Origin of the sequence: Chondrinema litorale (assembly GCF_026250525.1) — a bacterium.
GTDB lineage: Bacteria > Bacteroidota > Bacteroidia > Cytophagales > Flammeovirgaceae > Chondrinema > Chondrinema litorale.
On sequence record NZ_CP111051.1, the window covers coordinates 171,622 to 197,834 of the forward strand.

The window sequence follows — 26,213 nt, forward strand, 5'->3', positions numbered from 1 at the left end:
ACTATTAGGATCGTGATTTTTCGTTGAATAAAGGTCTTTAGTAATTTTTTTACATAGGTTTTTAATTACATGATTTTCCTTTTAATATGATTGTCTGGCCGGACTTGAATTCGTAATCTATATTTTTGATGTACTTAATGCCATCAAGAATATTCTTTAGGTTATCGTTGCTGTATTTACCGCTAATTATGCAGTCACCAATGGCTTTATTTTCAAGCTGAATTGTTACTCCATACCATTTCTCTAAAATGGCAACAGCTTCATTTATGGTTACTTTATTAAAATATATGATGTGATCTTTCCAAGAAATGTATTCCTGTAAATCAACTGTTCTTTTTGTGAGTGCTTCCGATTCAAAATTGAAACTTGCTTGCTCGTTTGGTGTCAGTAAAACTGACTGGTTATTTAAAGTATCACTAACTTGTACTTTGCCCGTGGCTACAGTTACTTTCAAATCTTTATTTTCTGCATAACTGTTTATGTTGAAAGAAGTACCTAACACTTGCGTTTTTACATTGCCTGTTTTTACTATAAAAGGATGTAAAGTATCTCTGGCTACATCAAAAAATGCTTCTCCTTTTAACTCAACTTCTCTTACATCTTGTCCTGCAAAACTTGAGTAGATCAATTCACTTTCAGCATTTAATTTTATAGTTGTTCCATCACTCAGGTAAATGATGCTTTTTTGACCTCTTTCTGTTTTTTTTACCTTTAACTCTACGAGCTTTTTTACAGGCTTTACAGGTTTATTAAGATTATAAACAAAAAGACCTGCAAAGATTAAAACCAATACAGAAGCAGCAATAGCTCCCACTCTAATTCCTTTGTAAGCTTTATAATTAGTTTGAGGCTTGTGTATACTTTTATTTATTTTTTGAAGTATCCTTAATCGAATTTTCTCATCTGCCTCTAAATTCCAACTTTGCTGATGTTCATGCATCCGCTCTAGAAATTCTTCAAAAAAAGAAATCTCTTCTTTTGAAGCTGTCCCTTCGGCATATTTGTCAGCAAGGTTGAAAAACTCTTCTTTGGTCATAATCTTTCTTTTGTGGGTATGTATCGCGAAGGGACAAAAACTCACACACTCAAAAGTCAAATTTTAGTTGATTTAATAAACTGTTAATACAGTTCATAATCTTAAAACATTTGGATAAAGATCTGGTAACTTTAACTAGTTTTATCACTACATGAAAGAGTAATAAAAAAGGTGAATCGAACACATGTCCAACTCACCTTTATATGTCCAATAGTAAGATTCGTGTTATTTTACGAAGTAGTAAACCAGTAAAAAGATAAAATAAGAGGTTTCGATTGCACTGCTTACTTTTTGAAGCGCTCTGCTAATTTGATTTTCTACTGTTCTTTTAGAAATATTCAATTTGTCTGCTATCTCCTGATTACTCAAATGCTCAAAGCGACTCATATAAAATATTTGTCTACATCTCTCTGGTAATTCTTGCAAAGTATTTTCTAGCTTCTTATCCAGTTCCTGATAATTCATCTGTTCCTCTACATCTCTTATGTAGTTGATCTTATCGATGGTTTTTATGTGCAGATCGGTAAATCTTGATTTTCTAATACTCGCCGCAATCTGAAACTTTACTGCCTGAAATAAATATGCTCTTATATTCTGTACAACTAGTTTTTGGCGCTTCTCCCACAAACTAGTAAAAACCTCTTGGGTGGCATCTTCAGATAAGTTGCTATCTTGAAAAGTACTGAAAGAAAATGCATAAAGACTCTTCCAATAGCGATTAAAAAGCTCATTAAACGCTTGCTGGTCACCTCTCTTTATCAGATCAAAAAGTTCTTGATCGCTAGAGTTATTAAAGTCTTTATGATTTGCATATAACATGTGGCCAAAGTACTGTAAAAAAAGAATAGCACCCAAGCATGAAAGGTTAAGGAAAAATGAAGTAAAAGCTAAGTTTTTGTATCTACTTGTTAATTCTGATTTTAAAACCTGATAAAATAAAAAAGCCTCTTTAACATCTTAAAAATGCTAAAGAGGCTTAATCGATATAATACTTATTATACGTGCTGTGCACTCTGATGAGATGCATTTAAAACTTCTTGAGTTACATCTTTACCACCACTTAAGTTTGTATACAAAGAACCTATAGTGTAAATCGGCCCCCATGGTATTCCCCACCAACCTACAAAAAAAGTTAACAAAGTATATCCAATACCCTTGCCAACCGCAGACTCTCCTTCTCTAATAAAATAAATATCACTCCCTCTTTTAAAAGTGACTACAATAAGTGAAATACAGTACTGAAAAACGACGAACTTCGCCCCTCTTTGCAATTCCTTGTTTATTTGCTCTGTGGTTAAACCTTCAATTCCTTTAATTTCTGCCATGAGTCTTTTTGTTAAAATTTAGTTTATTTTAAAATTCAATTTGTACTAAAATATTATTGCATTTATAGACATAATGGCAAAATTCTTCTAAATTTTAATAATTTTATCTATATCAAACTCTCCAAAAAATGGTGAACTTACTCAAATGATAAAATCAGGCTTTTCTTTCAAAAATGACATTTTAATTTAAATTGCAATAGATGTTTATACATCGAAAAAGACTCTTTGAAACATCTTCCGACATGTAAACAAACGTTAAGCATATAAAAAATTAAAACTTATATGCGGAATCCAATATTTCTATTATTTCTCTTTTTAACATTTATCATTAGCTCGTGCAACAAAGATGATGAAACCGATACAACAGGTTATGCTGAAGGTAATGTACTAGAGCTAAGTACAACAATTGGCTTGGCAGAAGTATTAATCACTGTGTTTGATGCCGACACCAACGAGCCTATTGAAACACTAGAAACAGATGCAGATGGCAATTTTACTTTAGAATTGAATGAAGGGTCGTACTATCTCAGGTTAAACAAACAAGGTTACCAAGATATTCCTCCATTGAGTATGTCTCCACTTCCATTCGAAATTACAGCTGGGGCAACAAAATCATTAGAGTATGAAATGCTTGCTATTGAAGGTACAAGCAATGGTTGGATATCAGGTACAGTAAAAGAAGGTGGAAATGCGATTGCAGGTGCTTTGGTAACTGTAATTTCAGGAGAAACAGCTTTCTCGGCTTATAGCAACGAATCTGGTGAATTCTCAATTTTTAATGTGGAAGCAGGTAGCTATCAGGCAGATGCTTGGATTAAAGGTTATGCTTCAACTAGTATTAATGTTACTGTTACATCAAACACCGAGTCTGCTGATAATAATATTAGTATGCAAAGTGGAAGTGCTGGTGTATTTAATGGTACAATAAGAAACTTATCTGCTTCAAATAAAGATGTAGATATTGCTTTAGTTCATCCGATTACAAAACAAGCTATTCCCGGATTAAATACATTTTCGAGCAGTCAATCATTTGAGATTAGCAATGTACCTTCTGGAACGTTTATCGCCAGAGCTACCTTCGAAAATGATTCAAGGGTAATGGACCCAGACAGAATTGCCAAGTTTGGTGAAACAGAAGTTACTTTTAATGACGATGCAGTGGAGCTCACTTTTGATATTACCAATACTGTAGAGGTAAATACAATTACTAATACAAGTGATGATTTAACTCCTATTGAAATTAATACCACTACGCCAACTTTCGAGTGGACTGCCTACTCAAGTACTTCTGATTATGTGATAGAAGTGAGCGATATGAATGGCAATGTAGTTTGGGGAGGTTTTGGTGCAACTGCAGACGAACTTCCTTCAAAAAATGTAGTGATTCCATCGAGCCAGTTATCTGTAAAATACAATGCAGATGGTAGTGCCTCAATAGCAGCTTTAGAAACTGGAAAAACTTACAGATGGAGAGTATTTGCTAGTAAAGATGATAAAAACTCCGATACAGGTTGGACTTTAATTTCTGCCAGCGAAGATCAAAGAGGAATTTTTAAAGTAGTAGAATAATATAAAAAAGCCACCTCAAATTGAAGTGGCTTTTCCCATTTACAAATACTTACCGCTTAGTTTATCTATCTTATATTTTTATACTTAGATTTTAAATCTATCTTCTATTCGAACTGTATCGAATTTTTTTAGCAAGGATAACCTAGTTAAATATCAATTATCTCTTTGCTGTTTGCATGAATCTATTTATGGTTGTTGATTATTTGGTTTATTATATTGCGTTTGATACTGTGTTAGTTATTCGTGGTTGTTTATTTGGTTCAGTTGTTATTTAAGTGTTATGGCTTATAGTCGTTTTCTGGTGAGTCCCATTAATAGAGAGATTACAAATACTACCAGAAATACAAAGAATAAAATTTTAGCTATTGAAGCTGCACCTGCGGCTATACCACCGAATCCTAAAATTGCTGCAATTATGGCTACTACGAAAAATACTATTGTCCAACGTAACATGGTTTTTAAGTTTTTGTGTTTAAAATTTATGTTTAAGTGCTAATTGTTTTATGTTGTTTGCAGTAAAACTGCTTGGTTAATTTGCCTGATTTTAAGATTACATATAGCCATTTTTTATTTGCCTTAATCTAGCTGGATTGCTATAGTAATTATTTACAGACTTTGTGTTAGTAGTTAGTTTGGGCATCTACTATCTACCTTGTTAAAGTAGTAAGATAGATAGTAAATTAAACCCTTTGTTCATTGCTGGTTGATTATTGCAATTGGTTAAGTTGTATATCCTTTCGGATTAGTGTTAGTTTATGTGTTTAGATTATTTGGTTTATTGCTTGGCAGTTATATTTATTAGCTTTCAAATAAGTTTTCTACTTTTTGACCAAACTCTTTAAGTTCGCTATCTACTTTTGCAGTAGTGTTTTTAAATTTGGTTTCAATATCGTCGAAAGTATCTTCAGTTGAGTTTTGTACTTCGTCTAATTCCTGATCTAATTCTTTTCTAATTTCCATCAGGTTTTGCTTAGCATCATTATACTCATCTTTAATGTCTGATTTTACTTCTTCAGAAGATTGCTCGAATTTAGATTCGTTAATTCTAATTTCTTCGTCGATCTCATCCATTTGATCCTCAATGCTTTCTGCTAGATCTTCTCTTCTTTCTTCAAAATCATCTGACATTTCTTCGTAAGCACTATCTGATGACCTTTGTGAAGTATCGCAACTCGTGAAAAATACTGTTGCTCCAAAAAATACTGGAAAAATAAATTTTAATGTTCTCATCGCTTTTATGTTGATATTTTAAATTTGGTTTCTGATTGTACATATGAAAAATAAGTACCACAATTCAGAAAAATCGAATAAAACCAGTTAATAAACTGATAATCAGTTGTTTAACGGTGTGCCAAGAAATATCAAAAAAATTGATACCAAGAAATGTTGTGGTGAAATGGTTACAATTTTGAGTATTTTAGTTCCCAAATTCCACACAATTAGCATTTTTTAGCAGTAATTGCTTATAAAACAAGATTACTGCTTGCCTATTAAGTAGAGTTAAATCCTGAAGAACAGAGATATATAGACAGACCAAAACATATCTCGAATAAAAAAATAAGCTATACTTAAAACAAAGAGTATGATGCCTTATATTTAGCATAGCTCGTCGTATAATAACCTTCTTCTGCTATAAGACTATAATCTTATTTTTTCAACTTAAGAATTCAATTGTGAGGAATTACATTATTACTGTCTTTATTTTTTTTGCAATTGATAGTGCTCATGCCCAAAATAATCAATTCTCATTTGGACCTAAGTTTGGCATTTACGGACAACAAAGATTTGGTTCAGCCCTTTGTGATAGTATTGTAATTGAAACTCAAACCAGTAGTTTTGGAAATCCATTTATCGGATTATTTGCCGATTATAAACTAACCAATGGATTATCTACACGAATAGATATTAATTATTTTTCTAAATATGTTGGTTTAACACTTTATAATAAAGAAGAAATATCCAGATTTGGCTCACCCTTAAAAAAAACAGGATTAATAACCACTCGCACCATAGATTTACAAATTTCGGCTAGTTTTATAATATTGAAAAGGACACAGTTCTTTGCTGGCATTTCTCCTAATTTTAATTTTGCCTTAAATACTCCGTATATCGATGTAGATGAACGATTTCACCCTGGTTTGAATGATGTAATTAACTATTTAGATAAAACACCTAAAAATTTTACTTTACATTATAATGCAGGTATTAGAGTAGATATTTGAAAACTAATTTTGGAATTAAATTACCAGAACCAACTATCAAACTCAATTACTAATAACCTTAATGTTTGGGGAAATAGTTATCATTTTAAAGTAAATACAAACATGCTGTTTTTAAGTGTATCTTATCGACTTTACAAATTCAAAGCTAATTGAATGTATGTGAGTACTACTTACATAAATACTATAAATCGAATCTTTATAAGATAATTTAACCTTTCTAATAAGGTAAATGAGTAATATGTAAACAATTTTGTGTAAGTGCTTCTACATAAAAACTGTGTATATACATATTGAATATGCTTAATTATTCATATAATTCTGACTATCAGTAACTTAACTGATTTGGTAGGCTGTCGGCATGGAATTCACATAATATTATGGTAATAATTAACCAGACTTATAATATTATGTATTTGAAATCTGAAGATACTGAGACTAGACAAAAACAAAATATACCATTAGCCAGCACAAATGCTATCGATAATATATTAGATTCATATATTAAACATGTGAATTGCTTTTTATACTTGGCTAAATACCATGAGAAATACAGACATCTAAATAAAGAGCTATCTATCGAGCATGTAGATGAAGACATAGATCTGTTTTTAGATGAAGTTGAGAATTTTTCTATCGATACACCTGAAAGGAAAATGGAGAATGAAACTGAAAACAATTCCATTAAATTCCATCTGTCTAAGATAATTATGTTTTTAAGTAAACTTCTTAAAGATCATTACGAATTCTGGGATTCAGAAATGGTGCAGGTAATACACGAACATATTATCAAGTTCAAATACCTTTCTAATTACTTTCAAAGAAAACAAATCGACTAATCAAGTAAGAAATTAAGCAAAGGTGCTAAGTAGATTGATAAATTAAATCTGCATCAGTATGCCTTTGTCTAATTGATATTAACCTTAACAGACATATTACTATCATGTACAGAAATACATTTAGAGCCTTTATTGGTATTACACTTGTATTAATCTCATGCAACAAATTAAAAGAGATATTAAATATATATTCACCTAGACAAGCTTATTCGAGTTCGGTAAAAAAGGTTAATGTGTTTGATTCTACATTAATTTACAAATGGGAAACTTCTTGGGACTCGGCCATATATAACACTGTATCTATAAGTATACCTTATAAAGAAACGGGTTACTTTTCGGCAAGAGCTCCACAGGCTTCATCTTTTATCTTTGATTTAAAAACTGGTGAAATACTTGTAATCGATATACAATCAAAAGATAAACTTTTTGCTGAGCTATTTAAAACCTCAGGTAATTATAGTGATGAACTTGATACAGAAAGAATTGCTTATTTTGAAGAAGGAGATAGCATACTAGAACTTGAAATAAAAGATGCAGGTAATTACATATTTAAATTACAAAGCGAATTGCTTTCACAAGGATATTATGATGTTTCTATTCGCAAAAAACCTCAGATGATTTTTCCTGTTGCTGGTAAAGATGCCAGAGCAGTTCAAAGTTATTGGGGAGCTAGCAGAGATGGTGGTGTTCGCTCTCACGAAGGCATAGATATTTTTGCCCCTAAAGGAACACCGGTAATTGCAGCAGTATCTGGCTTAGCTAGTACCACAGAAAACAAGCTTGGTGGTAAAGCCATTTGGATTTATCAGCCACAGAAAAAAAGAAGCTTATATTATGCACACCTAGATTCTCAATACATTAAAACTAAAATAGTGAGAGTCGGTGATACTATTGGAACAGTAGGTAATACTGGTAATGCCAAATTTACAGCTTCACACCTGCACTTCGGTATTTATTCTACTGGGCACGGTCCTGTAGACCCATTACCTTTTATAGATAATGTTTCTATTTACCCCAAAGAAGTAAATAGCAATGCCATAGATTTATTAAATAATAAATATGGAAAAGTAAAAAACAGTGCCAATGTAAGAGTGGGTCCTAGTCTTAAAAATGAGGTAGATACAACTTTAAGAAGTGGGGCAACAGTAGCAGTAAAAGCCGTTTCAAATGATTTTTACAGAGTAAAATTGCTAAATGGCCAACACGGATTTATTTACCATACATTACTTACAGCACTTAAGAGTGAGGAAACTATTCTCAACTAGTGTAAAGTATCATTACATTTCCAGTAAAAAAATCAGCAATCGTTGATTTTTTTTATGCCTTTTTTGTAAAATTATCTGGTTAATCCAATCTATATTAAAATATCCCATTTACGCTTATTTATTTCAATTATACACTACTATGAAAGCAAACCCTGATCATGAAAAATTTCTTATAGAATGTACAAATGAGTGGTTAGATGGGGCTACTAAATGGAATGAATGGAGAGATGTAAACAAAAATATAATTCCGCAACTATGTAATATTGACTTTACCAAACTTGAAGAAAACTATAAAAAAAATCATTTAAAAGAAATTGGATATTTTAGGCTTGATCAGTTTAATTTAATTAATACAAATTTTTCAAATTCAAACTTAAAAAACATCTCTTTTGATGGAGCAGATTTAAGATCTGCTCAATTCCGAAATGCAAATCTTGAAGGTGCTAATTTTAGAAATACAAAATTAGATGGTGTTGATTTTTCTAATGCTAATTTGAAACATGTCGCTTTTCAAAAAAGTACCGGTGTGTTTAAATACAAAAATGCAGATTTTGGTGGAGGAAACGGTGAGCAAATAATAGAAGTCGCCAGAATTGATGGTTGGGATACTGAATCTTGGAATACATTTAGATCAAGAAATAAAGATATAAATCTTCAAGGAGCCTACCTTGTACCTAATAATAAACGTAACTGTTTTTATCGATTTGACTTTAGCAACATAAATCTTCAAGATACAATGCTTTTTAGTACAACTTATAACAGTTGTAACTTTAAAAACTCAAACCTAAAAGGTGCAAATTTAATAAAGTGTGAATTACAAATTTCTGATTTTAGTAATTCAAACTTGATGAAAACTAATTTAGGCATGTCTAACCTCCTTGCATCAAATTTTGAAAATGCAGATCTCACTAATGCTAATTTACAAGACACCAATCTAACATATTGTGATTTTACTGGCGCTCGATTACATAAAGTAGATTTTAATCATGCTATCATGATAGGAACTATACTTAATAATGCTGAACTTTCACATAGTAATATATACGGAGTTTCTGCTTGGGATTTAAGCTTAGAAAATACAGTACAGTCTCAACTTAATATTTCTAAAAAAGATGAAATTGCCATCACTGTAGATGATATAGAAGTCGCTCAATTCATCTATTTGCTTATCAACAATCAGAAAATAAGGAATGTGATTAATACAGTTACTTCTAAAACAGTATTGATTTTAGGTCGATTTTATAAGGAACGAAAAGTAGTTTTAGATGCACTTAGAGAAAACTTAAAGAAATACGACTTAGCCCCCATTATTTTCGATTTTGAACCATCTAGCAATCGCGATCTTACAGAAACAATTCAACTACTTGCTAACATGGCAAAATTTGTAATTGCAGATTTAACTGATGCTAAAAGTATTCCTCAAGAGTTATCGCATATTATCCCATTTTTTCCATCTGTTCCAATTTTGCCCATTTTATTAGAAAAAGAAAGATCGTATTCAATGTTTGAGCATTGGAAAAGATTCGACTCCGTTTTGCCGATTTTTAACTACAAAGATGAAAATCATCTAATCGAAAGTATCTCACTACAAATTATTAAACCTGTAAACGATTGGAAGGAAGGCAAAAACAAATTGACTGAGGCTGAGCTTAAGTTAGAAGAACAAAAAAAGAAATTTGAAGACTTAAAAGCATCAGACCCAGAACAGTATCAAAAACTGTTAGACTTGGGTATTATTAGTTAGATACACTCAAACCTCACTTGGTGGAAACTGCACATCTTCGTACTTGAATGAATATTTTCTGTTAGCTGGGCTGCCAGTTTTGGTTTTACTGCTATCATCAAGATGATGAATAATTTTTTCTACATGGCTATGGCAAGTTCCAATAAATAGCTTTTCCATATCGCGTAAGCCGCCAGCCACTGTTCCGGCTAAATAAATTCCGGGAATGTTGGTTTCCATTGTTTCTTTATCGTAATACGGTACTTTATCTTCGTCTAGCTCTACTCCTGCTTCTTTAAGCAAAGCTTCGTTAAAATTGTAGCCGACACATTTTATTATAAAGTCGAAATTATCATCGTAGGTGATCCCCATAATTTTAAAGAAACAATTACCATTTTCGTCAATCTTTTCAATTTGGGCTTTTGAAATGAGTCTTATCTTCTCTTTCTCTATAAGCAATCTGCATTCTCGCAAATATTCAAATCTTACTTTTTCTGCATCTAGCTTTTCTTGCTGGATAAGCAAAGAAACATCTGCTCCCATTCTAAAAGCTCTAATCGCTTTTTCTAGGGCAGAATTACCATCACCTACTATTAAAACCTTTTTTCTAAAGTACTTATGATTGATATTTTCATTAGAATGAACAAAGCTGTATTCTTCTCCTGGTATTCCCATATTACTTAGCTCATTCATTCCTCCACTTGCCAGAATAATCTTTTTAGTACTTATCTGGAAAATAGCATTTTTATGTGAAAGCTTTACTGCAAAGCCATTGCTACCTTCTCTTTTTACCTCTGTAACCTTATGATAAGTAAAAAGAGGCAGATCAAATATTTCAACTACATTACGAAGATATGATAGGTAAGCTTCACCAGTTGGCGATTTCTGGTCTACACTCTGAAATGGTATTTCAGCTATTTCCAATCTGTCTGGCGTACTTAAAAAATGTGTGTTATTATCCCATTTTAATATTGTATTACCCAAACAGCCTGCATCAACAAGCATATGATCTATGCCATTTATTTTCAGATTCACACTGCACTCTACACCTAATGGCCCTGCTCCTATTACAAGTACTTCTGTACTTTTATTTATCTTCATTTTTATGTTTAAAATTATTTGATCTGCAAATGTCTTCTATAAATTATGTAGCGGATAAGTTCACTTATCTTACTGCACTCATATCTCTGTAACGTGCCTTTACTATCATAAAGAATCCGTAACCAACTAACCCGATTGCAACTATAGCTAGTAATATTGATCCCCAGTCAGACTGTTGAATAAAATCAAAAGCGCCTTCTTTACCTTTTACTTGCGATGCATTAGATTCAATTGCTGCTCTAAGAAAGAAATATGAAACAATCGTAATTACTACACCTCTTGCTGCATAGCCAAATTTACCTGCTTTTAATACAAGGTTTCTTGCCTTATGATTAAGTTGGTGCATTTTAATTTTACTTTTATACTTACCAGTATATGCTCTGTAGAACTGATAGATTGCCTTACCAAATAAACAAGCTGCTATAATACCTACAACTATAGGTCCGTAAGATTTTTCGAGAATCGATGCTACCATACTTTGTTTTGAACTTCCTCCAGAAGAACCTGAACCGGTAAGCATTTTAATTGCTGTATACGTTAAAGTACCATAAATTACCGCACTAATTGCATAGCTTACTCTTAAAGCTGCTCCTTTTGCATCATCTCCATTATTTTCTGGATCTGCAATTGCCTGATATAAACGCCAGAAAACATAGCCTGCTAGACCTAAAGCAATAATTGCTAGTAAAACCTGACCAAAAGCCTGATTTTGTATAAAACTGAAAACTCCTTTGCTACCAGTTTTTTGACCTCCCTGCCCTAAGGCTGCCATTGTAGTTAAAATACCTGCCAGAAAGTATACAACACCTTTTGTCGCAATACCCATCCTTGCAAATTTTTTCTTTGCACTTGAATTGTTCATTGTGGTTAAATTTAAATTAGGGTTTGTTGATTTTAAATCTTGAATTTTTTGATTTAGGTATGTAAAAACTTCCGATTTAACAGAAGCTTTTACACTTACCTAAGTTTGCCCGACCAAGGCTTATATAATTTGTTTTGCGTGGCTGATATCTTCAGGAATCTCAGACTTCGAGCTAATGAAACTATACCTGTTATTGTATGAACCGGCAGGTCTATTACCAATTACATAATGTTTTACTCTTACATCTTTATCTTCTGGCAGGTTTATAATGATTCTGTCAGATACACGCATTTTTTGATCACCTAATTTTTTACCAGTATCTTCTAGTTTAGATACTACTACCAGATTGTTATCTGCTAAATACACTTCTTCAATATTTACTTCTTGGCTTTCACCAGTTACCTCGATCTCAACATCTACTACCTTCTCTTCTTTTTCTTTAGAGTTTGGCATATCGAAATCTACATATGGTATTTCAACTTCTTTTTCTTCCATTACTACTACTACCTTAGGTACTTCTATAGTTTTAGTTCTGGTTTTAACATCTACATCTGCCCACTCCACATTATATTTTGGAAGTTCTCCTTCATCTACATCTACTTCTACATCTGGCACTTCTGCTTTCTTAGTATTTTCTACATGACAAGACGTGAAAAATGCTACACTTGATATTGCTGATATATATATTGCTCTCTTTAACATGGTTTTAAATTTTTAGTACTGATAATCTTAAATTATTGGTTAATTATTGAGTTGGTAACTGGTTGAATGTGCTTGCTTTATACTACTACTAATAGTGCGTGGATCATACCCGGAATAAAAAATATTAATGTTAGTACCAGGTTTAACCAAAATGTTTTTGATAACCCCTCTTTCATTGCTACTGCTGCTGGGGGAATAAAAAATGCGAGTATTACTTCAATTATTCTTTTCATGGTAAAAAGTTTAAAAAGTTAAGTTTTAAATGGTTTAAGTTCACCAGCAAACAATCTTGAAAAATTGATTTTAGTTAAAAAAATATTGTTTGCTGATTAAATATGTGTTAGTTAATAACAGCCCCGACAAACATAATCTGCTTCTTACCTGAAGGGCAATACAGGAAAAAAGATTAAAAAATTTAGTCCTCTCTGTCGCTTACCAGGGCTGATTTTCTATAATAGTTTCAGTTAATCTACTGCTGTTTCAAGAAGCTCCATTTGTGCCAAAGCACTTTTAATAAGACTTCCTTGCTTAGCTAGTATCTCTTGGAATGCCAATGGCATTTCTTGCTTAATTAATACTGTTTCGTATTCTTTTAAAGCTGCTTTCTCGCCACGAATACACTCTTCGATAATTTCTTCTGCTGAATTACCAGTAAATGTTGCTTTAACATCTTGCCAGATGTGGTGCATATCACCTTTAATGCTAGTACCTGGTAGAGGTGCTTCTCCAAAGAAGATCTCTACTTCTCTTTCCAATTCTGAATAAAAAGCTTTTCTCTGCTGAGATAATCTTAGAAATAATGTAGAAGTACTTTCTTCTTCGATACGCTCGGCGGCATTTCTATATCCTACTTCGCCGTCTTTACATATCTTCATTATACCTTTAATCTCGCTATATACTTTTTTCTGTGAGTCATTCATGGTTTTAGTTTATTTTAGTTAAACATTTAGTTTTAGTATCCACTGATTCGCAATCAGTTAGTATTGTTGGTCATATACACGATTGAATTTTATTGTTGAGCTAATTACATCTGGGCAATACTCAGCCAGTATCATAAAAATTATGACTAGTAAAAAGCTCTAAATTTGATGGATTAGAATTATAACCCGAATGCTGCGTAAATTTGTATTACCGAATTTTTTGCGTCTCCAAGTATTAAGCTAGATGCTGTAGATTTACCTACATCTCTTAATCCCTGATTATATCTTACTCCTAATTCTAGGTTATCTAAATGTACTCCTGCTCCTGCTCCTAAACCAAAATCCCATTCTTCCAAATCGTTTTCGTTTATATTAAACTCATAAGAACCTAAATCTCCACTGGTAGATATATCTGAGCTAATCAGGTAACTTGCGTATGGACCGATATGTACATCAAAAAATTCTGCAAAGTTTAGTTTTAACATTACTGGCACTTCTATGTAGTTTAGCTTAAATGTGCTACTTGCATTTAATCCTAACAAAGAGATATCACCTTTTACACCTTTAGTAGAATACAAAACCTCTGGTTGAATTGATACCATATTGTTTACTGGAATTTCACTAGCAACACCAATGTGATAACCTACTCTAAAGTTTTCGTCTAATACTGAATTTACATTTAAGTAAGACATATTAAGACCACCTTTTACACCAAATTTTACTTTGTCTTGTTGAGCAGATGCAACTGCTGCTGAAAAAACTACAATGCAAATAGTAAGTATACCTTTAATAGAAAATTTCATAATGTTGGTTTTAATTAAGGATTATCTGATTTATGTTAAGCTTTCTGGTTTATAATTAACAAGCCTCTGAAAGCTTATGAATATTAATACTTTCGTGTTCTGGTTTTAATTGTTTGTTCGCACTCTCACTGTCGCCAATTAGCCAAGAGTGAATTTTTTGTTTTGCTGATTTATATCCGATATTAAATACTTCCTCAGCTTTAGAATTATCTAGAAAACTAAATTTAATTAGCTCTGGAGGTTCTATTAAAATATTGCAAAATCTCGCCCCTTCTACATTGGATCTAGATGCAATCTGAAATGTTCTCGACAATACATCGAATAAATTATTGATTCTATCTAGATTATCTACCGGGTTTACATTTACTCCGATAATGTTCTCTGTTTTATCCAAAATCGGACTAACCGGCATATTGTCTACAATGCCTCCATCTATATAAGTATTACCATTTAGTACAACAGGATTGTATATAATCGGAATACTTGATGATGCAACCACCGCATCTATTAAATTACCACTGTTAAAGTAAGTAATTTTTCCACTGTTCAAATCTGTTGCTCCTACATAAATTGGAATCTCTAACTCTTCAAATGTATCTTTACAATATTTACTAATTGCAGATTTCAAGCCCCTCATTTCTAGCAATCCCTTTAATCCAAAACTAAGCTTAGAGCAACTTATAAATTTCTGCTCGCATAGGATATTAAATATATCATCAGGAGAATTTCCACTCGCATATAATGCACTTATAATTGATCCTGCACTAACTCCAGAAATAATTTCTGGTTTTACGCCAGCTTCTTCCATAGCTTTTATAGCTCCAAGATGAGCTATGCCTCTGGTTCCGCCTCCACTTAATACTAAGCCTATGTTATATTTGAGGTTCATTTGTTTTATAGTTGTGTTATTGATAATTAAGCTTGTGATTTATATTAGCCAATATCTATGCAATTATCTTAAAAACAGCCTCACAGGGCCTATATGGGTATTTTTAATGAAATTCAATTCATTTTTTATGAACAAATCGGGGTAAGTGTTCCACAATATTGTAGCTAATAGTATACGTGGATTCCACACTTTCTAACTGCTGCTGGGTTGTGGCTTATTGACATTTTACATCCCTAGAAACAAAAAAAGCCCATCTTTTAGAGAGGGCTTTTATAAATCTTTATGGCGATAATTATTTTACAGGAGGTGTTTCTCCATAGTTTCTAAGCCAAAGCTTTCTTACACCTTGTGCTGCTCCAAGTTTGGCTAAACTTACAAGTACTCCTGAGATTAGTGACCATTGCACAATTTTCATTGTATTATCTTTACTACTCATTTTTTGAGTTTGCTGAGGAGCATCTTTCTTTTTTACTTTTTTGTAACCTTTGTCTAATACTTTTTGAGTTGCTTTTGCTGCTAATAATGAAGCGACAGTAGTAGCTACCATCCATATGTTTTTCGATTTTTCCATGGTTTTATTGATTGGTTTATAAAAAGTAAAGAATAAACCATTCCAAAAAACCTTTTGGGCACTTTTCCTATTATATATATACAAACAGGCCAAAATCTACATATTTCCCTTTCTCAAAAAGAGCCTAGTGTGTAAAAGTTACACAAAAAATATACAGTAAAGGAGATTTTTTTCCACAATTTTTTATCAAATCACAAAAGCAAAAAAAATCTAAAGATTAAAAATAATCTAGAAAATCAGCCTTCAGATGGCATTAGAGCGCTTTTTCTTTTACTATTCGCTTAAAAATGATTTTTTTATTTTAATGGCACTGATATTTCTATAGTGAGAATGAAACATTAATTACTCATTACCATGAAAAAAAATAGAAATTTCGGACTCGGCATCAACAATCAATTAGACGCTTTGAGAAATCTAGATATATATAATTCTAAATCTTATGCTGGTAACAATAATTCTGTAACTAAAGATGACTTGTTAAAAGCATTGAGAAAGTCAAGAAACTAAATTGGACTTGTCAATAAACAACTAAACCAAACAACAAATGCCATAACTTAACAGCAGCAATTTGCAAGGTTTCCGCTACCTTATTTGTTGCTGTTATTTATAAAAAACTAAGTGGTTATGCTAATAGCTTATCACTTTAAATTCAGTACGTCTGTTTAACTGATGCGTTTTTTCATCGCAATCTCCTTGTGGACATTCTACTGCCAGCTTTGATTTACCATAGAAATGAAAAGAAAGGCGATAGGCATCTAAGCCTTTACTTGTAATATATTTAATTGCAGCATCTGACCTCTTTTTTGAGAGCGCGTAGTTGTAATCATCAGTACCACGTTGGTCTGTATGAGAGCTAAGCTCTATAAACACAGTTGGATTATCTTTCATGATAGTTATTACTTTATCGAGGATAACTTTAGCTTCTTCGGTAATTTCATATTTATCATAACCATAATAAATATTTTCTATCTCTAGAATCTTATTTACTTCCATCTTCTCAACCACCAATTCTTCTTTAATATCAAAGTTTGATGAGTCGGTTGAAACTTGCATCTTTTGCACAAAGTGATCTTCTTTGTCGATCTTAATTTCGTAGTTTTTATCTATCTCTGGATTAAACTGAAATTTTCCACTGTCGTTTGTATGCGTTATCTCTTTTTTATTTTTCTCTAAATCTACCATGGTAACTTTTGCATACTTAAGAGGGTTGTTACCATCTTTATCGAAAACTACTCCCTCAATCTTATGAGACACACCTTTTCTCATTTCTATAAATATGAGCGTGTCGGTTGTGGGGTTAAGCGATTGTGTTGAAAAATCTACCCTTTTACTCACATATTCATCCTTAGAAAACACAAAGATAAATCGTTGTTTAGCCTGTAACTCTAGCAAAATTTCACCTTCTTCGTTTGAGGCAAAGTCTTCAGTAATACCTTGATCGCTTACAAGTCTAAGATTTACATCAGGAATTTTTTTATACTCGATCGAATCCATCACCACCAACTGAATATTTATTTTAGACTCTTTAAAGAAATAAATATCATCTCCTCCATTGCCTCCAGGTCTATTTGATGAAAAATAGCCACTTAACTTTTTTACATTTTTAAATACCAATCCAAAATCATCTCTATTACTATTAAATGGAAAACCGAGATTTTCTACTTTGCCCCTTGCAGAACCTCCAATAATCTTAATTCGAAAAATATCGAGCCCACCTAAACCACTATGCAAGTTTGAAGAAAAGTACAAATAACCATCTTTAGAAAATGTTGGAAATAACTCTTTCCCTAAGGTGTTTATTTCTTTGCCTAAAATTTTTGGTGCAGACCAACCATCATTCTCTTTTTTACAATAATAAATATCAGTTCCACCTATTCCTCCGGGTCTGTCTGAAGTAAAATACAAATAATTGCCATCTGTACTCAAAGCAGGATGACCTGTAGAATATCCCTTAATATTATGCTCAAACGATTTTAGGTTTTTCCATTCCCCATTTTTATACTCTACTGAATAAATATTCAATAAGTATTCTTTATCATTCCCTTTTACAATCGTATTTGTATTTCTGGTAAAATATAGCCTTTGGTTAAGTGAATCGTAAGCCATTGGGCCTTCGTGCATTTTGGTATTAATAATACCAGGAACCACAAATGCTTTGCTTTTATTAGAATCTGATAGCTGGTAAATATTGATGAATGCTTCGTTATCCCAATAGTATTTTTTCTTTTCATCTTCAAATCTCGAAGAACAAAAAAACAATGTATCATTCAACAAAAGTGGGCTAAAATCATTCTCTGAGGAATTAAAAGATTCGTTCTTTACAAAGATTTTAAGCTTGTTTTGTAAGAGGTCTTCTGAGGCATTACAAGCTCTAATGTATTCTAAAACTTCTTCCTTATCTGGATTAAAAGTTAGGTATTTTTTTAAAATAGTTTTCGCTTTCAAATACTCACCTAATTGCAACAACAATTTACCGTATTCATAATATACTGATTTATCATTAGGAGTAGACTTGTTAATCAATTGCTGATATATTTCACCAGCCAATTCTGGTTGATTGGTAAATCTGTAGCAATTTGCTAGCTTAATATTATCGCTTTCTGTGAGTACTCTACCCTCCGATGATGATTTTTTGAAATAATCTATAGCTAAAGCATACTCATAATAGTTGTAATGAGTATGCGCTTTTCTTAATGAAGCCTCTTGCGCATTTACTGTTGTAAACACTGTTAACAGCAAGATTACAATAGCGTATATTTTAGCTAAAAACTTATTTGTTGCAAGTGTACCTTTAAACACTTTGGCAAACTGTTGTTTCATTATTTCTGCCTTTAAAAATACCTTGGACTTAATATTTTTGATTTCAACTTCTGATAGTCAATACCAATAAAAATTTCGTGAGACCCTTTTGTAACTAGGTTCAAATCTGTAAGTGGATAATCGTAGGCATAGCCAATCCACAACATTTTTTTAGTGTGATACTGCATAGTAAAAACTACACCATCTTTAGTTCGGTAACTACCTCCAAACCAAAATGCCTTATTAAATATGAACATGGCATTTAAATCTGCTTGAACAGGAGCTCCTTCTACATATTTTATTAGAAATGATGGTTTTAGCTGTAACTTAGGAGATAAACCTAATAAGGTACCCGCTGTAAAAAAGTAATGCTGATATAGTTTGGCACCGTTTACAGGATTATTATCATTTAACTGATGTGGAATTAAAACTGGTACTGAAAGACCCGCAAAAAACTTTTGATTGTTGAAATACAAACCTGCTCCAAAGTTCGGTTTCCAAAAAGACTCATCTCCTCCAGAAAAAGCTGCATCAACTTCGTCAGTTGTAATTACCTCAGACCAATTATTTCTGTAGTTCACCACACCTGCCTGTACACCAAATCTTAAATAACCACTTTTAAGTTTTAGCCTGTAACTATAGGTACTCATCAAGCTAAAATTTTTGGAAATACCGATTACATCATTAACTATATTTAATCCCAAACCAATTTTTTTATGCCAAACAGGAGCATGTACACCTAAAGTTTGAGTAACTGGTGCTCCATCAATTTGCGACCATTGATTACGGTAACTCAAAACCCCACTAACTGCATCGCGACTACCGGTATAAGCCGGATTAATTGCTAGCCCATTCGCTGTATAATGAGAATACATCTGCTGCTGTTGTGCTTTAACTTGTGCACAAAAGCAAAATGAGATTAAAATTATACCTATATATCTATCTATGTATGATAACATATCCTGAATAATTATTTTTAATATTTTCTGAAGTAACCACATAGAAATAAGTGCCATCTGGTAATGGATTGCCCTCATTGTTTTTACCATCCCAGTTGTTTTGATATGGCGAAGAATTGTAAACTTCTTCACCCCAACGGTTAAATATTCTAAGTGTATTATCAGAGAGAAACTCTAAACCTTCAATAATTAGAAATTCGTTTAATCCATCTCCATTAGGGCTAATACCTGTTGGAATAAACAACTCAATAATCTCTACCACTTCTATTATAATTATACCTGTACCTTTATAGCTTGGGTCACCTGTATCTTGAATGATATATTCAATAGTATCTCTACCAATAAAATTAGCTTCTGGAGTATAAATCACTACATCACCAATTACTTCTACCTGCCCATGACTCGAATTAGTGGTTGATAATATAAAAATGGAATCTCCATCGGTGTCGATGTCGTTTGCTAGCGGAGAAATATTTACAACTTCATCTTTTTCAGTTAATACTGAATCTATATAAGCTATCGGCGGATAGTTAGTGAGTGCTGTATTAATAAGCACAGTTGCAGTATCGCACCTTTCTGGTAACTCTATAGTACAAATGGAATATGTTAGGGTATCGGGTACATCGTAACCTTCATTCGGACTATAGGTCAACGTGCCGGAAGTAGAGAGACCAAAGTTTCCATGTTTAGGTGGTGTAACAATCGAATAGATAATTGGCGTATCAAACAAATCATTTTCAGATACATTTGCTGGTGAATCAACAATTGTAACTTCGTCATCAATAGCATCTACCAACCGATCGTCGGGTATTAACTCTATATAAATCCAAGCCGAATTACATACGATAGGTTCTTCTACAGTACACAAAGAATATTCTATTGAATCTTTACCAGTTACTCCCGGTTCAGATGCATAAGCTACTGTACTATCACCAATACCTACAATTTCTCCTAAAAGTGGCCCAGCTAAAATTTCAATTACATAATCTTCTAAATTATCTTCTGGGTTTACAGATATTTCAATTGCTTGGCCTGCAATAATACTTTCAGATTTGTTTTCTGGTCGCAAACCACTTACTATCGGACAAGCAATCGTACCTTCTGGATAGAAAATATCATTTACGATTCCACCATCTGTACCATCTTCTGCTTCATAGTTTTCACCACCTGGTATTACAATATCTGGATTGGTACTATAATACAGAATACCGGCTTCACCAGCTACCAAATCGGTTACAATTTTCACATTATTGTCAGAACTGGTAAAGATTACACCGCCACCACCGCCGCCACCAGGACCATGGTAATCATTCAATCTTTTAGCATTGTCTACATTACCACCATCTCCACCAGTTGCAAAAAGTCTTAATTCATTTTGGACTTGTTCAGCAAAAACAGCAATAGTTCCACCTGCTCCACCGCCGCCTGCACCATCGTTTTCGGCTATATCTGTAACAGTCTGGCCATTAGCACTTATTCTGTTACCATTGTGTATTAATGCTTTTGAAGAAACTATTACTAAACCTCCACCATTACCTCCGAAAGAACTAACACCATCTGAGTTTTGTGTAGATCTGTTTTGATGACCACCACCACCTCCACTTCCTAAAAATAAGCGATATTGTGAAAGAGGATAGCTAAAGCCAATACCACCAATACCACCTACATTTGGCGATGAAGTACCACAACCTTTTGCCTGTTTACCACCAATACCACCAGTACCAAAATTAGCTCCACCACCACCGCCAGTATTATGGTTGTTTCCACCACCTCCACCAGTTGCTAATGGCCCTCTCCCGCTGTCATTATAACTATATGCGACAATTGATTCTCCTTTTCGACCGCCGTTGCCATCATTAAAGTGAGAGAAATAATCTGAATAGCCACAAATTACATCTGAAGAAGTCGAATAATCTCCACCCTTAAAACCAATAGCATTGCCATTTATATTTGCACTCAAGGTAATGGTATCAGTTGCCTCTAAAAAAATAACTCCACCTTTTTCTCCATTCCATTCCCTACCCGTAATTTCAGATGTAACTTTTAAACTTTTGTAAGAAGAAATTCCAACGACTTGTACAACATCGTTTACATTATAATTTCTTATAAGTTCATTTTGTAGAAATATAGTATCGTGATATACTGCTTGTACACTAGCAAATTCGTAAATACCTGCATTGCCAAAATCATCAATAGCACCATAACCTGAATTGTTAAGCGTATCGATGCTGGCTCCTTTCATTTGAATGATTAATACCCTGTCATTCGCATTAAAACCACTGGTACTATCGCAAACGATGGTACAACCTCCCAAAATGTTTTTTACAGAAGCATAGGAATTAACTAAACCACCAATTTCATTTTGCGAATATAGATTAAAGGAGATACCCAAGATGGGCAGAATGAAGCTTGCCTTTAAAAATATATAACATAAAAATCTAGACATAACTATTAAAAAATAAGCTTATCACTTAGGTATTTAATAGATTTTCTAACTATTTATTGTTAACATTTATTTATTATTAATCGACATTAGTTTTATTAAGGATTGTGTATATAAATTTTGCTGAAAATATATTTCACATCTAAAAATCAGCCTCTGTTAGCTTCATATATTAGTATTATTAATTCTACGAAAAGTTATATTGATGGATTTTAAATGTAACTTTTACTGAAATTCATTATAATTTATACTATTTTCGATGAGCTTAATTTAACTTTAAATTTGTTTTAAAATTCAATATTTATATTTAATATAGACAAATTTTGTTACTCATTAACATTTTCTTAATGAGAGCAAATTGCAGTTTTATCAGTGAATAGGTTATAATATGGAAAAAATCATCTTTCTGCAGGATTCTGATAGAGATCTGCAATTAATCAAAGACATTCTTATAAGAAATGATAATTATGTTGAAATTATACTTTGCTCAGATGAAGTAAGCTTTAAAGAACTCCTCGTACAATCTGCCCCAGATTTTATTGTCTCTGATTATTACATGCAAAAAATGAATGGTAATGAAGCTTTAATGTTAGCAAAGCAAATTAATCCTTGGATACCATTTATATTTCTATCAAATAAAATTGTAGAAGACTATGTAAGTGAAACAGCACTTTCTAATGCTGATGGTTACCTATTAAGAGATAATATTGAATATTTACCCAACATTCTAAAAATAGGAAGACACAACTGCTCTAAGAGTAAAAAAATTCAGACCCAATATCATGATTTAATGCAGCTTAGTGAAAGTGTTGATCTGCACGGTATGATGCTCAAAAAAATAAAAGATAAAATTAATAAAATGCAGACACAAGATTTAATCCATTTAGAAAAACTAATGGATAATATTAAAAATGAACGAAGGACAAAAAAAGGAGCATAAATTAATATTGTTGAATAAATTGAAAGTAGCCAATTATTATTATTTTTTGCGTTATTTCCTGAAAATAAATCTAAGCAATTAAATAGCTTTAATTTTAAAGTATGCGCGAAATTGAATGTATTCTATTATTAGAAGACAATGAAGCCGATCAATATATTATCAGAAAGTTGTTAAAAAAAGCTGGCTCCAAAATAGATATAATTGTTTGCGACGAAATCTCGGACTACAAATTAAAAATAAAAAAATACTCTCCCGATGTAATTTTAGCAGATTTTAATGTGCCGGGTTTTAATAGTTATGATGCTATTCAAATAAGTAGACGATACAATTCTTTTACCCCATTTATTTTTGTTACTGGGAGTGTAAACATAATAACAGCAAAAGATACTGTAATTAGTGCGGCAGATGCCTATGTGTTAAAAGATAACATAAAAGCATTACCAGAAGTGCTTCACTCCTTATGGAAGCGCTCAATAAACTACCAAAAAATGCAAATCGAATATCTAAAACTACATGAACTCTCAAACAGATTTGATAATATGATTAATAAGTTAAAACCATTGATCGATACAGATAAGCAAAACAATTAAAAATGTTCTATATAGATTTCTGCTAATTTTTTAGATTCTTTTAATTCTTCTTGGTTCGATTCACTGTTTTGTTTTTTAGGCCAAATGTGAAATCCACCTTTAATTTTATCACTAAATTTTTCTAGAATATATTTAATGGTTTCGGGATCTAACATTCCACTTAAGTCTGTTAGATCTTCCCAAATTCCCCAAATGCCATTTTCATCAATATCTCCTTTATAAGAGATTTTGTGTGTAGCATAAGTCTTTATCATTTTGATGATGAAGGTATCCAAATTATAATTTCCATCCCAAGTAAATGGAGCTACATCATCTTCACCAGAACCAGAGACAACTTTGTCTGAAAAAGATAATTCAATAGCCATTTTGTGCTGCTCAGGTGAATTGCTATAACAGTAAAAACCTTCCCATTCTCCACTAGGCAGTAAGTGATGCGATTCTGTATTTTGAGTGTCCATGAAATTTAATTTTAGGTTAATTTGACATTATTTCTAGGTAAAACAATCTTGTATTATTAAACCACGAACACTCAAAATATTGCTTTTTAAGCCTAATTAGGAAGTTTTTTAAATACCCTATCTTCTGTATCTGAAATGGTATATCCTGTTATCTGTTCTGAAGCATTTCGCTGAAAGCTTACCACATTTTTACCCAAATCAAGAAATTTATCCTTTTCTAAATAGAACAAAGGAAAGGTTCTTTCTCCGATGGTAACTTCTAAAGCCTTTTCTCTTTCGTTAATTACTAACTGTAGTTGCAAATTGTCTTTATATTCGTAGTGGCCTTCATATTCTGATAAAGTTGAAGTAGCTACCAAATCAGTATAAGGATTATCTTCAGCCAATATTAAACCTTCACCGGGAGTCCACTTATCGTATTCCATATAATAAGCAGTTTTTCTAGCCACATCAAAACCTTGTAATTTGGCTACCAAATGCAATGCTCCATCGATTCCCGCCGAAATGCCAGCTGTGGTAATAACATTGCCATTATCTACAAAGCGAACATTTTTTAGTACATTTATTTTAGGATAATTATTTTCCAATCCATCTAAAGCATCGTGGAAAGTAGTAGCTGTTTTATTATCTAGTATGCCAGATTCTGCCAGAATAAAAGCCCCTGTACAAACTGAAAAGTAATATTCTATTCCGTCTTGTGATTTTACCCAATTTATAACTTCAGAATCTCCAGAAGCAACACTTGAGTTTCCACCAAAAAAAGCAAGAATATCTGCTTTGGGAGTATCTTCAATGCTATAATCTGGAATAACTTTCATTATCCCTTGGGTAATAATTGAGTCTTTAGTTTTAGAAACAGTGAAAACCTCGTAACCAGCATAAGCAAAAACTTCCATTGGGCCAGCAAAATCCAGCACTTCTACACCAGACTGCAAATAGAAAGCAATTGTTTTTTGCGATGATTTTTTGAAATTGGAAAGATCTTCTTTAGTAATTAATGTCATTCCGCAATGAGTACATTTGCCCATTTCAGTAAATTCTAACTCGTCGCAATGGCTATTACAAGGAGGACAATAATAAGTCGCCATAGGCTGTGCAAATAATGATGAAGTTAAAAGCGTAAAAATTAAAATGATCAGTTTCAGCATTGATTTATGTTTTAGTTATAAGGCTAAGTTAAATGCTGAAGTCGCACAGCGAAAGGACAACAATACGCAGAATTAGGACATGTTTTTCAATTAGATTTCGGTAGGTAAAACGTCTTTATGCCTTTTTAATAAAGTTCTGAGTTGATTGCTACTTTTTAATCCACATTGGTCTGCTACAAAATCGACTTTGTTTTGCGCTGCTAAAAGATGTACTGCTCTTTCTACTCGTAACTTTTCCAAATAAGCGCCAATGGTAATTCCAGTAATTTTCTTAAAAAGTCTCGTGAGATTGCGAGGACTCATATTTACAGTTTCGGCAATTTCTTCTATGGTGAATGAATTTTGGATATTAGCAATCATATAATCCTGAGCTGAATGGACACGCTCTTCCATATGATTTTTGTATTGAAGAAATACACTTAATTGCTTATCTGTTTTACTCCGTCGAAAGTAAATGACAACTTCCCGAGCAATGTCAGCAGCGAATTTTCCACCGTATTGCACTTCTATTAAATACAAAGCCAAATCAATTCCTGAAGCTACTCCGGCACTCGTATACAAATGATCATTGTCTACAAAAAGTCTCTCCTTTTTTAATTCGATGGTAGGATATCTTTGCTGAAATCGTTTAACAAACTTCCAGTGTGTGGTACAGCTTTTATCATTTAATAAACCACTTTCTGCCAGTAAAAAAGCGCCTGTACAAACTGAACAAACATTGGCTCCATTGGCATATTGCTGATTTAACCAAGTAAAAAATGCTTTGCAAGTTTGCTGAAAAGCTATATCTGAAATTAGCTGATATTCTAAGCCAGGTATAAAAACAAAATCACCTTCACTTAAATTAAACTGACTAAAAGGCTCCAATTTGGAAAAATGTAAACCTGCACTACTTTCAATATCAGTATCATTGTTTAATGTAGCAAAATGAATTTCTATGTCAGCACCATACATACTGGCTTCATAAAAAATTTGTGCTGGACCTGTGCAATCTAATAAATGTACTTTGGGTGGAATTATAAAAATTACTTTGCTCACAAAAGAAAGTTAAT

Annotated in this window: 27 protein-coding genes; 8 read left to right on the forward strand and 19 right to left on the reverse strand. The window is 32.6% G+C overall.

All coding sequences use genetic code 11. The annotated features are described in order from the left end of the window. Positions 1-61: 61 nt before the first annotated feature. The 3 genes from OQ292_RS30965 to OQ292_RS30975 all read right to left on the reverse strand — a co-directional run bounded on the left by OQ292_RS30965 (position 62) and on the right by OQ292_RS30975 (position 2,361). Positions 62-1,036 carry a FecR family protein gene (locus OQ292_RS30965; protein ID WP_284687996.1) on the reverse strand — a complete coding sequence of 325 codons (975 nt, stop codon included), beginning with the start codon at positions 1,034-1,036 and terminating at the stop codon, positions 62-64. 225 nt (positions 1,037-1,261) lie between these two features. Then, positions 1,262-1,891, reverse strand: coding sequence for an RNA polymerase sigma factor (locus tag OQ292_RS30970; protein WP_284687997.1), 630 nt, complete (start codon positions 1,889-1,891; stop codon positions 1,262-1,264). A gap of 140 nt (positions 1,892-2,031) precedes the next feature. After that, the gene (locus tag OQ292_RS30975) at positions 2,032-2,361 is read right to left on the reverse strand and encodes a hypothetical protein (protein ID WP_284687998.1); all 330 of its coding nucleotides are present in this window, start codon (positions 2,359-2,361) and stop codon (positions 2,032-2,034) included. 282 nt (positions 2,362-2,643) lie between these two features. Between OQ292_RS30975 and OQ292_RS30980 the strand changes: the two genes are divergently transcribed. Then, positions 2,644-3,930 carry a carboxypeptidase-like regulatory domain-containing protein gene (locus OQ292_RS30980; RefSeq protein WP_284687999.1) on the forward strand — a complete coding sequence of 429 codons (1,287 nt, stop codon included), beginning with the start codon at positions 2,644-2,646 and terminating at the stop codon, positions 3,928-3,930. Positions 3,931-4,215: 285 nt separating this feature from the next. Here OQ292_RS30980 and OQ292_RS30985 read toward each other — a convergent pair whose 3' ends face one another. Further along, positions 4,216-4,383 carry a DUF1328 family protein gene (locus OQ292_RS30985; protein ID WP_284688000.1) on the reverse strand — a complete coding sequence of 56 codons (168 nt, stop codon included), beginning with the start codon at positions 4,381-4,383 and terminating at the stop codon, positions 4,216-4,218. Positions 4,384-4,728: 345 nt separating this feature from the next. Beyond that, positions 4,729-5,160, reverse strand: coding sequence for a hypothetical protein (locus OQ292_RS30990; protein ID WP_284688001.1), 432 nt, complete (start codon positions 5,158-5,160; stop codon positions 4,729-4,731). 443 nt (positions 5,161-5,603) lie between these two features. Here OQ292_RS30990 and OQ292_RS30995 point away from each other — a divergent pair, with 443 nt between their 5' ends. From OQ292_RS30995 to OQ292_RS31010, 4 genes are all read left to right on the forward strand, one after another. After that, positions 5,604-6,152, forward strand: coding sequence for a hypothetical protein (locus OQ292_RS30995; RefSeq protein WP_284688002.1), 549 nt, complete (start codon positions 5,604-5,606; stop codon positions 6,150-6,152). A 407-nt stretch (positions 6,153-6,559) separates the two neighbouring features. Continuing rightward, positions 6,560-6,988: a hypothetical protein gene (locus OQ292_RS31000; protein WP_284688003.1), complete on the forward strand. Its 429-nt coding sequence runs from the start codon at positions 6,560-6,562 to the stop codon at positions 6,986-6,988. Positions 6,989-7,092: 104 nt separating this feature from the next. Continuing rightward, positions 7,093-8,253: a peptidoglycan DD-metalloendopeptidase family protein gene (locus OQ292_RS31005; RefSeq protein ID WP_284688004.1), complete on the forward strand. Its 1,161-nt coding sequence runs from the start codon at positions 7,093-7,095 to the stop codon at positions 8,251-8,253. Positions 8,254-8,392: 139 nt separating this feature from the next. Then, positions 8,393-9,997, forward strand: coding sequence for a pentapeptide repeat-containing protein (locus OQ292_RS31010; RefSeq protein ID WP_284688005.1), 1,605 nt, complete (start codon positions 8,393-8,395; stop codon positions 9,995-9,997). A 6-nt stretch (positions 9,998-10,003) separates the two neighbouring features. On the opposite strand, the gene OQ292_RS31015 is transcribed toward OQ292_RS31010, so the two are convergent. From OQ292_RS31015 to OQ292_RS31050, 8 genes are all read right to left on the reverse strand, one after another. Further along, positions 10,004-11,077 (reverse strand): NAD(P)-binding domain-containing protein, encoded by a 1,074-nt coding sequence (locus OQ292_RS31015; protein ID WP_284688006.1) that lies wholly within the window; start codon positions 11,075-11,077, stop codon positions 10,004-10,006. A 64-nt stretch (positions 11,078-11,141) separates the two neighbouring features. Further along, positions 11,142-11,939 (reverse strand): DUF1206 domain-containing protein, encoded by a 798-nt coding sequence (locus OQ292_RS31020; RefSeq protein WP_284688007.1) that lies wholly within the window; start codon positions 11,937-11,939, stop codon positions 11,142-11,144. 120 nt (positions 11,940-12,059) lie between these two features. Next, complete coding sequence (locus OQ292_RS31025; protein WP_284688008.1) at positions 12,060-12,641, reverse strand: hypothetical protein; 582 nt, start codon at positions 12,639-12,641, stop codon at positions 12,060-12,062. A gap of 77 nt (positions 12,642-12,718) precedes the next feature. Beyond that, positions 12,719-12,874 carry a YqaE/Pmp3 family membrane protein gene (locus OQ292_RS31030; protein WP_284688009.1) on the reverse strand — a complete coding sequence of 52 codons (156 nt, stop codon included), beginning with the start codon at positions 12,872-12,874 and terminating at the stop codon, positions 12,719-12,721. A 231-nt stretch (positions 12,875-13,105) separates the two neighbouring features. Continuing rightward, positions 13,106-13,561, reverse strand: a complete 456-nt coding sequence (locus OQ292_RS31035) for a ferritin-like domain-containing protein (RefSeq protein WP_284688010.1) — start codon at positions 13,559-13,561, stop codon at positions 13,106-13,108. A 179-nt stretch (positions 13,562-13,740) separates the two neighbouring features. Next, the gene (locus OQ292_RS31040; RefSeq protein ID WP_284688011.1) at positions 13,741-14,364 is read right to left on the reverse strand and encodes a porin family protein; all 624 of its coding nucleotides are present in this window, start codon (positions 14,362-14,364) and stop codon (positions 13,741-13,743) included. 55 nt (positions 14,365-14,419) lie between these two features. Beyond that, positions 14,420-15,253, reverse strand: coding sequence for a patatin-like phospholipase family protein (locus OQ292_RS31045; protein WP_284688012.1), 834 nt, complete (start codon positions 15,251-15,253; stop codon positions 14,420-14,422). A 292-nt stretch (positions 15,254-15,545) separates the two neighbouring features. Further along, positions 15,546-15,824 (reverse strand): DUF4235 domain-containing protein, encoded by a 279-nt coding sequence (locus OQ292_RS31050; protein ID WP_284688013.1) that lies wholly within the window; start codon positions 15,822-15,824, stop codon positions 15,546-15,548. A gap of 354 nt (positions 15,825-16,178) precedes the next feature. Here OQ292_RS31050 and OQ292_RS31055 point away from each other — a divergent pair, with 354 nt between their 5' ends. Then, on the forward strand, positions 16,179-16,331 hold the full coding sequence (locus tag OQ292_RS31055) for a hypothetical protein (protein WP_284688014.1): 153 nt from the start codon (positions 16,179-16,181) through the stop codon (positions 16,329-16,331). A gap of 120 nt (positions 16,332-16,451) precedes the next feature. Here the strand turns inward: OQ292_RS31055 and OQ292_RS31060 are convergent, their stop codons facing one another. Genes OQ292_RS31060 through OQ292_RS31070 form a run of 3 tightly spaced genes read right to left on the reverse strand, consistent with a single transcriptional unit; the run spans position 16,452 to position 22,028 of the window. Further along, positions 16,452-18,644, reverse strand: coding sequence for an OmpA family protein (locus tag OQ292_RS31060; protein WP_284688015.1), 2,193 nt, complete (start codon positions 18,642-18,644; stop codon positions 16,452-16,454). Positions 18,645-18,655: 11 nt separating this feature from the next. Then, positions 18,656-19,582 carry a PorP/SprF family type IX secretion system membrane protein gene (locus tag OQ292_RS31065; protein WP_284688016.1) on the reverse strand — a complete coding sequence of 309 codons (927 nt, stop codon included), beginning with the start codon at positions 19,580-19,582 and terminating at the stop codon, positions 18,656-18,658. Beyond that, positions 19,563-22,028: a T9SS type B sorting domain-containing protein gene (locus OQ292_RS31070; RefSeq protein WP_284688017.1), complete on the reverse strand. Its 2,466-nt coding sequence runs from the start codon at positions 22,026-22,028 to the stop codon at positions 19,563-19,565. The genes OQ292_RS31065 and OQ292_RS31070 overlap by 20 nt, the downstream gene beginning before the upstream one ends. Before the next feature lie 385 nt (positions 22,029-22,413). Here OQ292_RS31070 and OQ292_RS31075 point away from each other — a divergent pair, with 385 nt between their 5' ends. Together OQ292_RS31075 and OQ292_RS31080 are read left to right on the forward strand one after the other, a co-directional pair. Beyond that, on the forward strand, positions 22,414-22,965 hold the full coding sequence (locus tag OQ292_RS31075) for a response regulator transcription factor (RefSeq protein ID WP_284688018.1): 552 nt from the start codon (positions 22,414-22,416) through the stop codon (positions 22,963-22,965). A 101-nt stretch (positions 22,966-23,066) separates the two neighbouring features. Continuing rightward, complete coding sequence (locus OQ292_RS31080) at positions 23,067-23,555, forward strand: response regulator (RefSeq protein ID WP_284688019.1); 489 nt, start codon at positions 23,067-23,069, stop codon at positions 23,553-23,555. Here OQ292_RS31080 and OQ292_RS31085 read toward each other — a convergent pair. The 3 genes from OQ292_RS31085 to OQ292_RS31095 form a co-directional block, all read right to left on the reverse strand. Next, complete coding sequence (locus OQ292_RS31085; protein ID WP_284688020.1) at positions 23,552-24,013, reverse strand: hypothetical protein; 462 nt, start codon at positions 24,011-24,013, stop codon at positions 23,552-23,554. The two genes, OQ292_RS31080 and OQ292_RS31085, sit on opposite strands and share 4 nt — an antisense overlap. Positions 24,014-24,105: 92 nt before the next feature. Next, the gene (locus OQ292_RS31090) at positions 24,106-25,161 is read right to left on the reverse strand and encodes a DJ-1/PfpI family protein (protein ID WP_284688021.1); all 1,056 of its coding nucleotides are present in this window, start codon (positions 25,159-25,161) and stop codon (positions 24,106-24,108) included. A gap of 90 nt (positions 25,162-25,251) precedes the next feature. Next, positions 25,252-26,199: a GlxA family transcriptional regulator gene (locus OQ292_RS31095; RefSeq protein ID WP_284688022.1), complete on the reverse strand. Its 948-nt coding sequence runs from the start codon at positions 26,197-26,199 to the stop codon at positions 25,252-25,254. Between the last annotated feature and the right edge of the window lie 14 nt (positions 26,200-26,213).

What these genes read in the sequence shown, in the direction of transcription:
- OQ292_RS31060 (WP_284688015.1), bottom strand. Translation starts at nt 18,644, where the DNA reads ATGAAACAACAGTTTGCCAAAGTGTTTAAAGGTACACTTGCAACAAAT.
- OQ292_RS31050 (WP_284688013.1), bottom strand. Translation starts at nt 15,824, where the DNA reads ATGGAAAAATCGAAAAACATATGGATGGTAGCTACTACTGTCGCTTCA.
- OQ292_RS31085 (WP_284688020.1), bottom strand. Translation starts at nt 24,013, where the DNA reads ATGGACACTCAAAATACAGAATCGCATCACTTACTGCCTAGTGGAGAA.
- OQ292_RS30990 (WP_284688001.1), bottom strand. Translation starts at nt 5,160, where the DNA reads ATGAGAACATTAAAATTTATTTTTCCAGTATTTTTTGGAGCAACAGTA.
- OQ292_RS31065 (WP_284688016.1), bottom strand. Translation starts at nt 19,582, where the DNA reads ATGTTATCATACATAGATAGATATATAGGTATAATTTTAATCTCATTT.
- OQ292_RS31020 (WP_284688007.1), bottom strand. Translation starts at nt 11,939, where the DNA reads ATGAACAATTCAAGTGCAAAGAAAAAATTTGCAAGGATGGGTATTGCG.
- OQ292_RS30975 (WP_284687998.1), bottom strand. Translation starts at nt 2,361, where the DNA reads ATGGCAGAAATTAAAGGAATTGAAGGTTTAACCACAGAGCAAATAAAC.
- OQ292_RS31045 (WP_284688012.1), bottom strand. Translation starts at nt 15,253, where the DNA reads ATGAACCTCAAATATAACATAGGCTTAGTATTAAGTGGAGGCGGAACC.
- OQ292_RS30965 (WP_284687996.1), bottom strand. Translation starts at nt 1,036, where the DNA reads ATGACCAAAGAAGAGTTTTTCAACCTTGCTGACAAATATGCCGAAGGG.
- OQ292_RS31075 (WP_284688018.1), top strand. Translation starts at nt 22,414, where the DNA reads ATGGAAAAAATCATCTTTCTGCAGGATTCTGATAGAGATCTGCAATTA.
- OQ292_RS31015 (WP_284688006.1), bottom strand. Translation starts at nt 11,077, where the DNA reads ATGAAGATAAATAAAAGTACAGAAGTACTTGTAATAGGAGCAGGGCCA.
- OQ292_RS30980 (WP_284687999.1), top strand. Translation starts at nt 2,644, where the DNA reads ATGCGGAATCCAATATTTCTATTATTTCTCTTTTTAACATTTATCATT.
- OQ292_RS31025 (WP_284688008.1), bottom strand. Translation starts at nt 12,641, where the DNA reads ATGTTAAAGAGAGCAATATATATATCAGCAATATCAAGTGTAGCATTT.
- OQ292_RS31000 (WP_284688003.1), top strand. Translation starts at nt 6,560, where the DNA reads ATGTATTTGAAATCTGAAGATACTGAGACTAGACAAAAACAAAATATA.
- OQ292_RS31040 (WP_284688011.1), bottom strand. Translation starts at nt 14,364, where the DNA reads ATGAAATTTTCTATTAAAGGTATACTTACTATTTGCATTGTAGTTTTT.
- OQ292_RS31090 (WP_284688021.1), bottom strand. Translation starts at nt 25,161, where the DNA reads ATGCTGAAACTGATCATTTTAATTTTTACGCTTTTAACTTCATCATTA.
- OQ292_RS31080 (WP_284688019.1), top strand. Translation starts at nt 23,067, where the DNA reads ATGCGCGAAATTGAATGTATTCTATTATTAGAAGACAATGAAGCCGAT.
- OQ292_RS31030 (WP_284688009.1), bottom strand. Translation starts at nt 12,874, where the DNA reads ATGAAAAGAATAATTGAAGTAATACTCGCATTTTTTATTCCCCCAGCA.
- OQ292_RS31035 (WP_284688010.1), bottom strand. Translation starts at nt 13,561, where the DNA reads ATGAATGACTCACAGAAAAAAGTATATAGCGAGATTAAAGGTATAATG.
- OQ292_RS31010 (WP_284688005.1), top strand. Translation starts at nt 8,393, where the DNA reads ATGAAAGCAAACCCTGATCATGAAAAATTTCTTATAGAATGTACAAAT.
- OQ292_RS31055 (WP_284688014.1), top strand. Translation starts at nt 16,179, where the DNA reads ATGAAAAAAAATAGAAATTTCGGACTCGGCATCAACAATCAATTAGAC.
- OQ292_RS31070 (WP_284688017.1), bottom strand. Translation starts at nt 22,028, where the DNA reads ATGTCTAGATTTTTATGTTATATATTTTTAAAGGCAAGCTTCATTCTG.
- OQ292_RS31005 (WP_284688004.1), top strand. Translation starts at nt 7,093, where the DNA reads ATGTACAGAAATACATTTAGAGCCTTTATTGGTATTACACTTGTATTA.
- OQ292_RS30985 (WP_284688000.1), bottom strand. Translation starts at nt 4,383, where the DNA reads ATGTTACGTTGGACAATAGTATTTTTCGTAGTAGCCATAATTGCAGCA.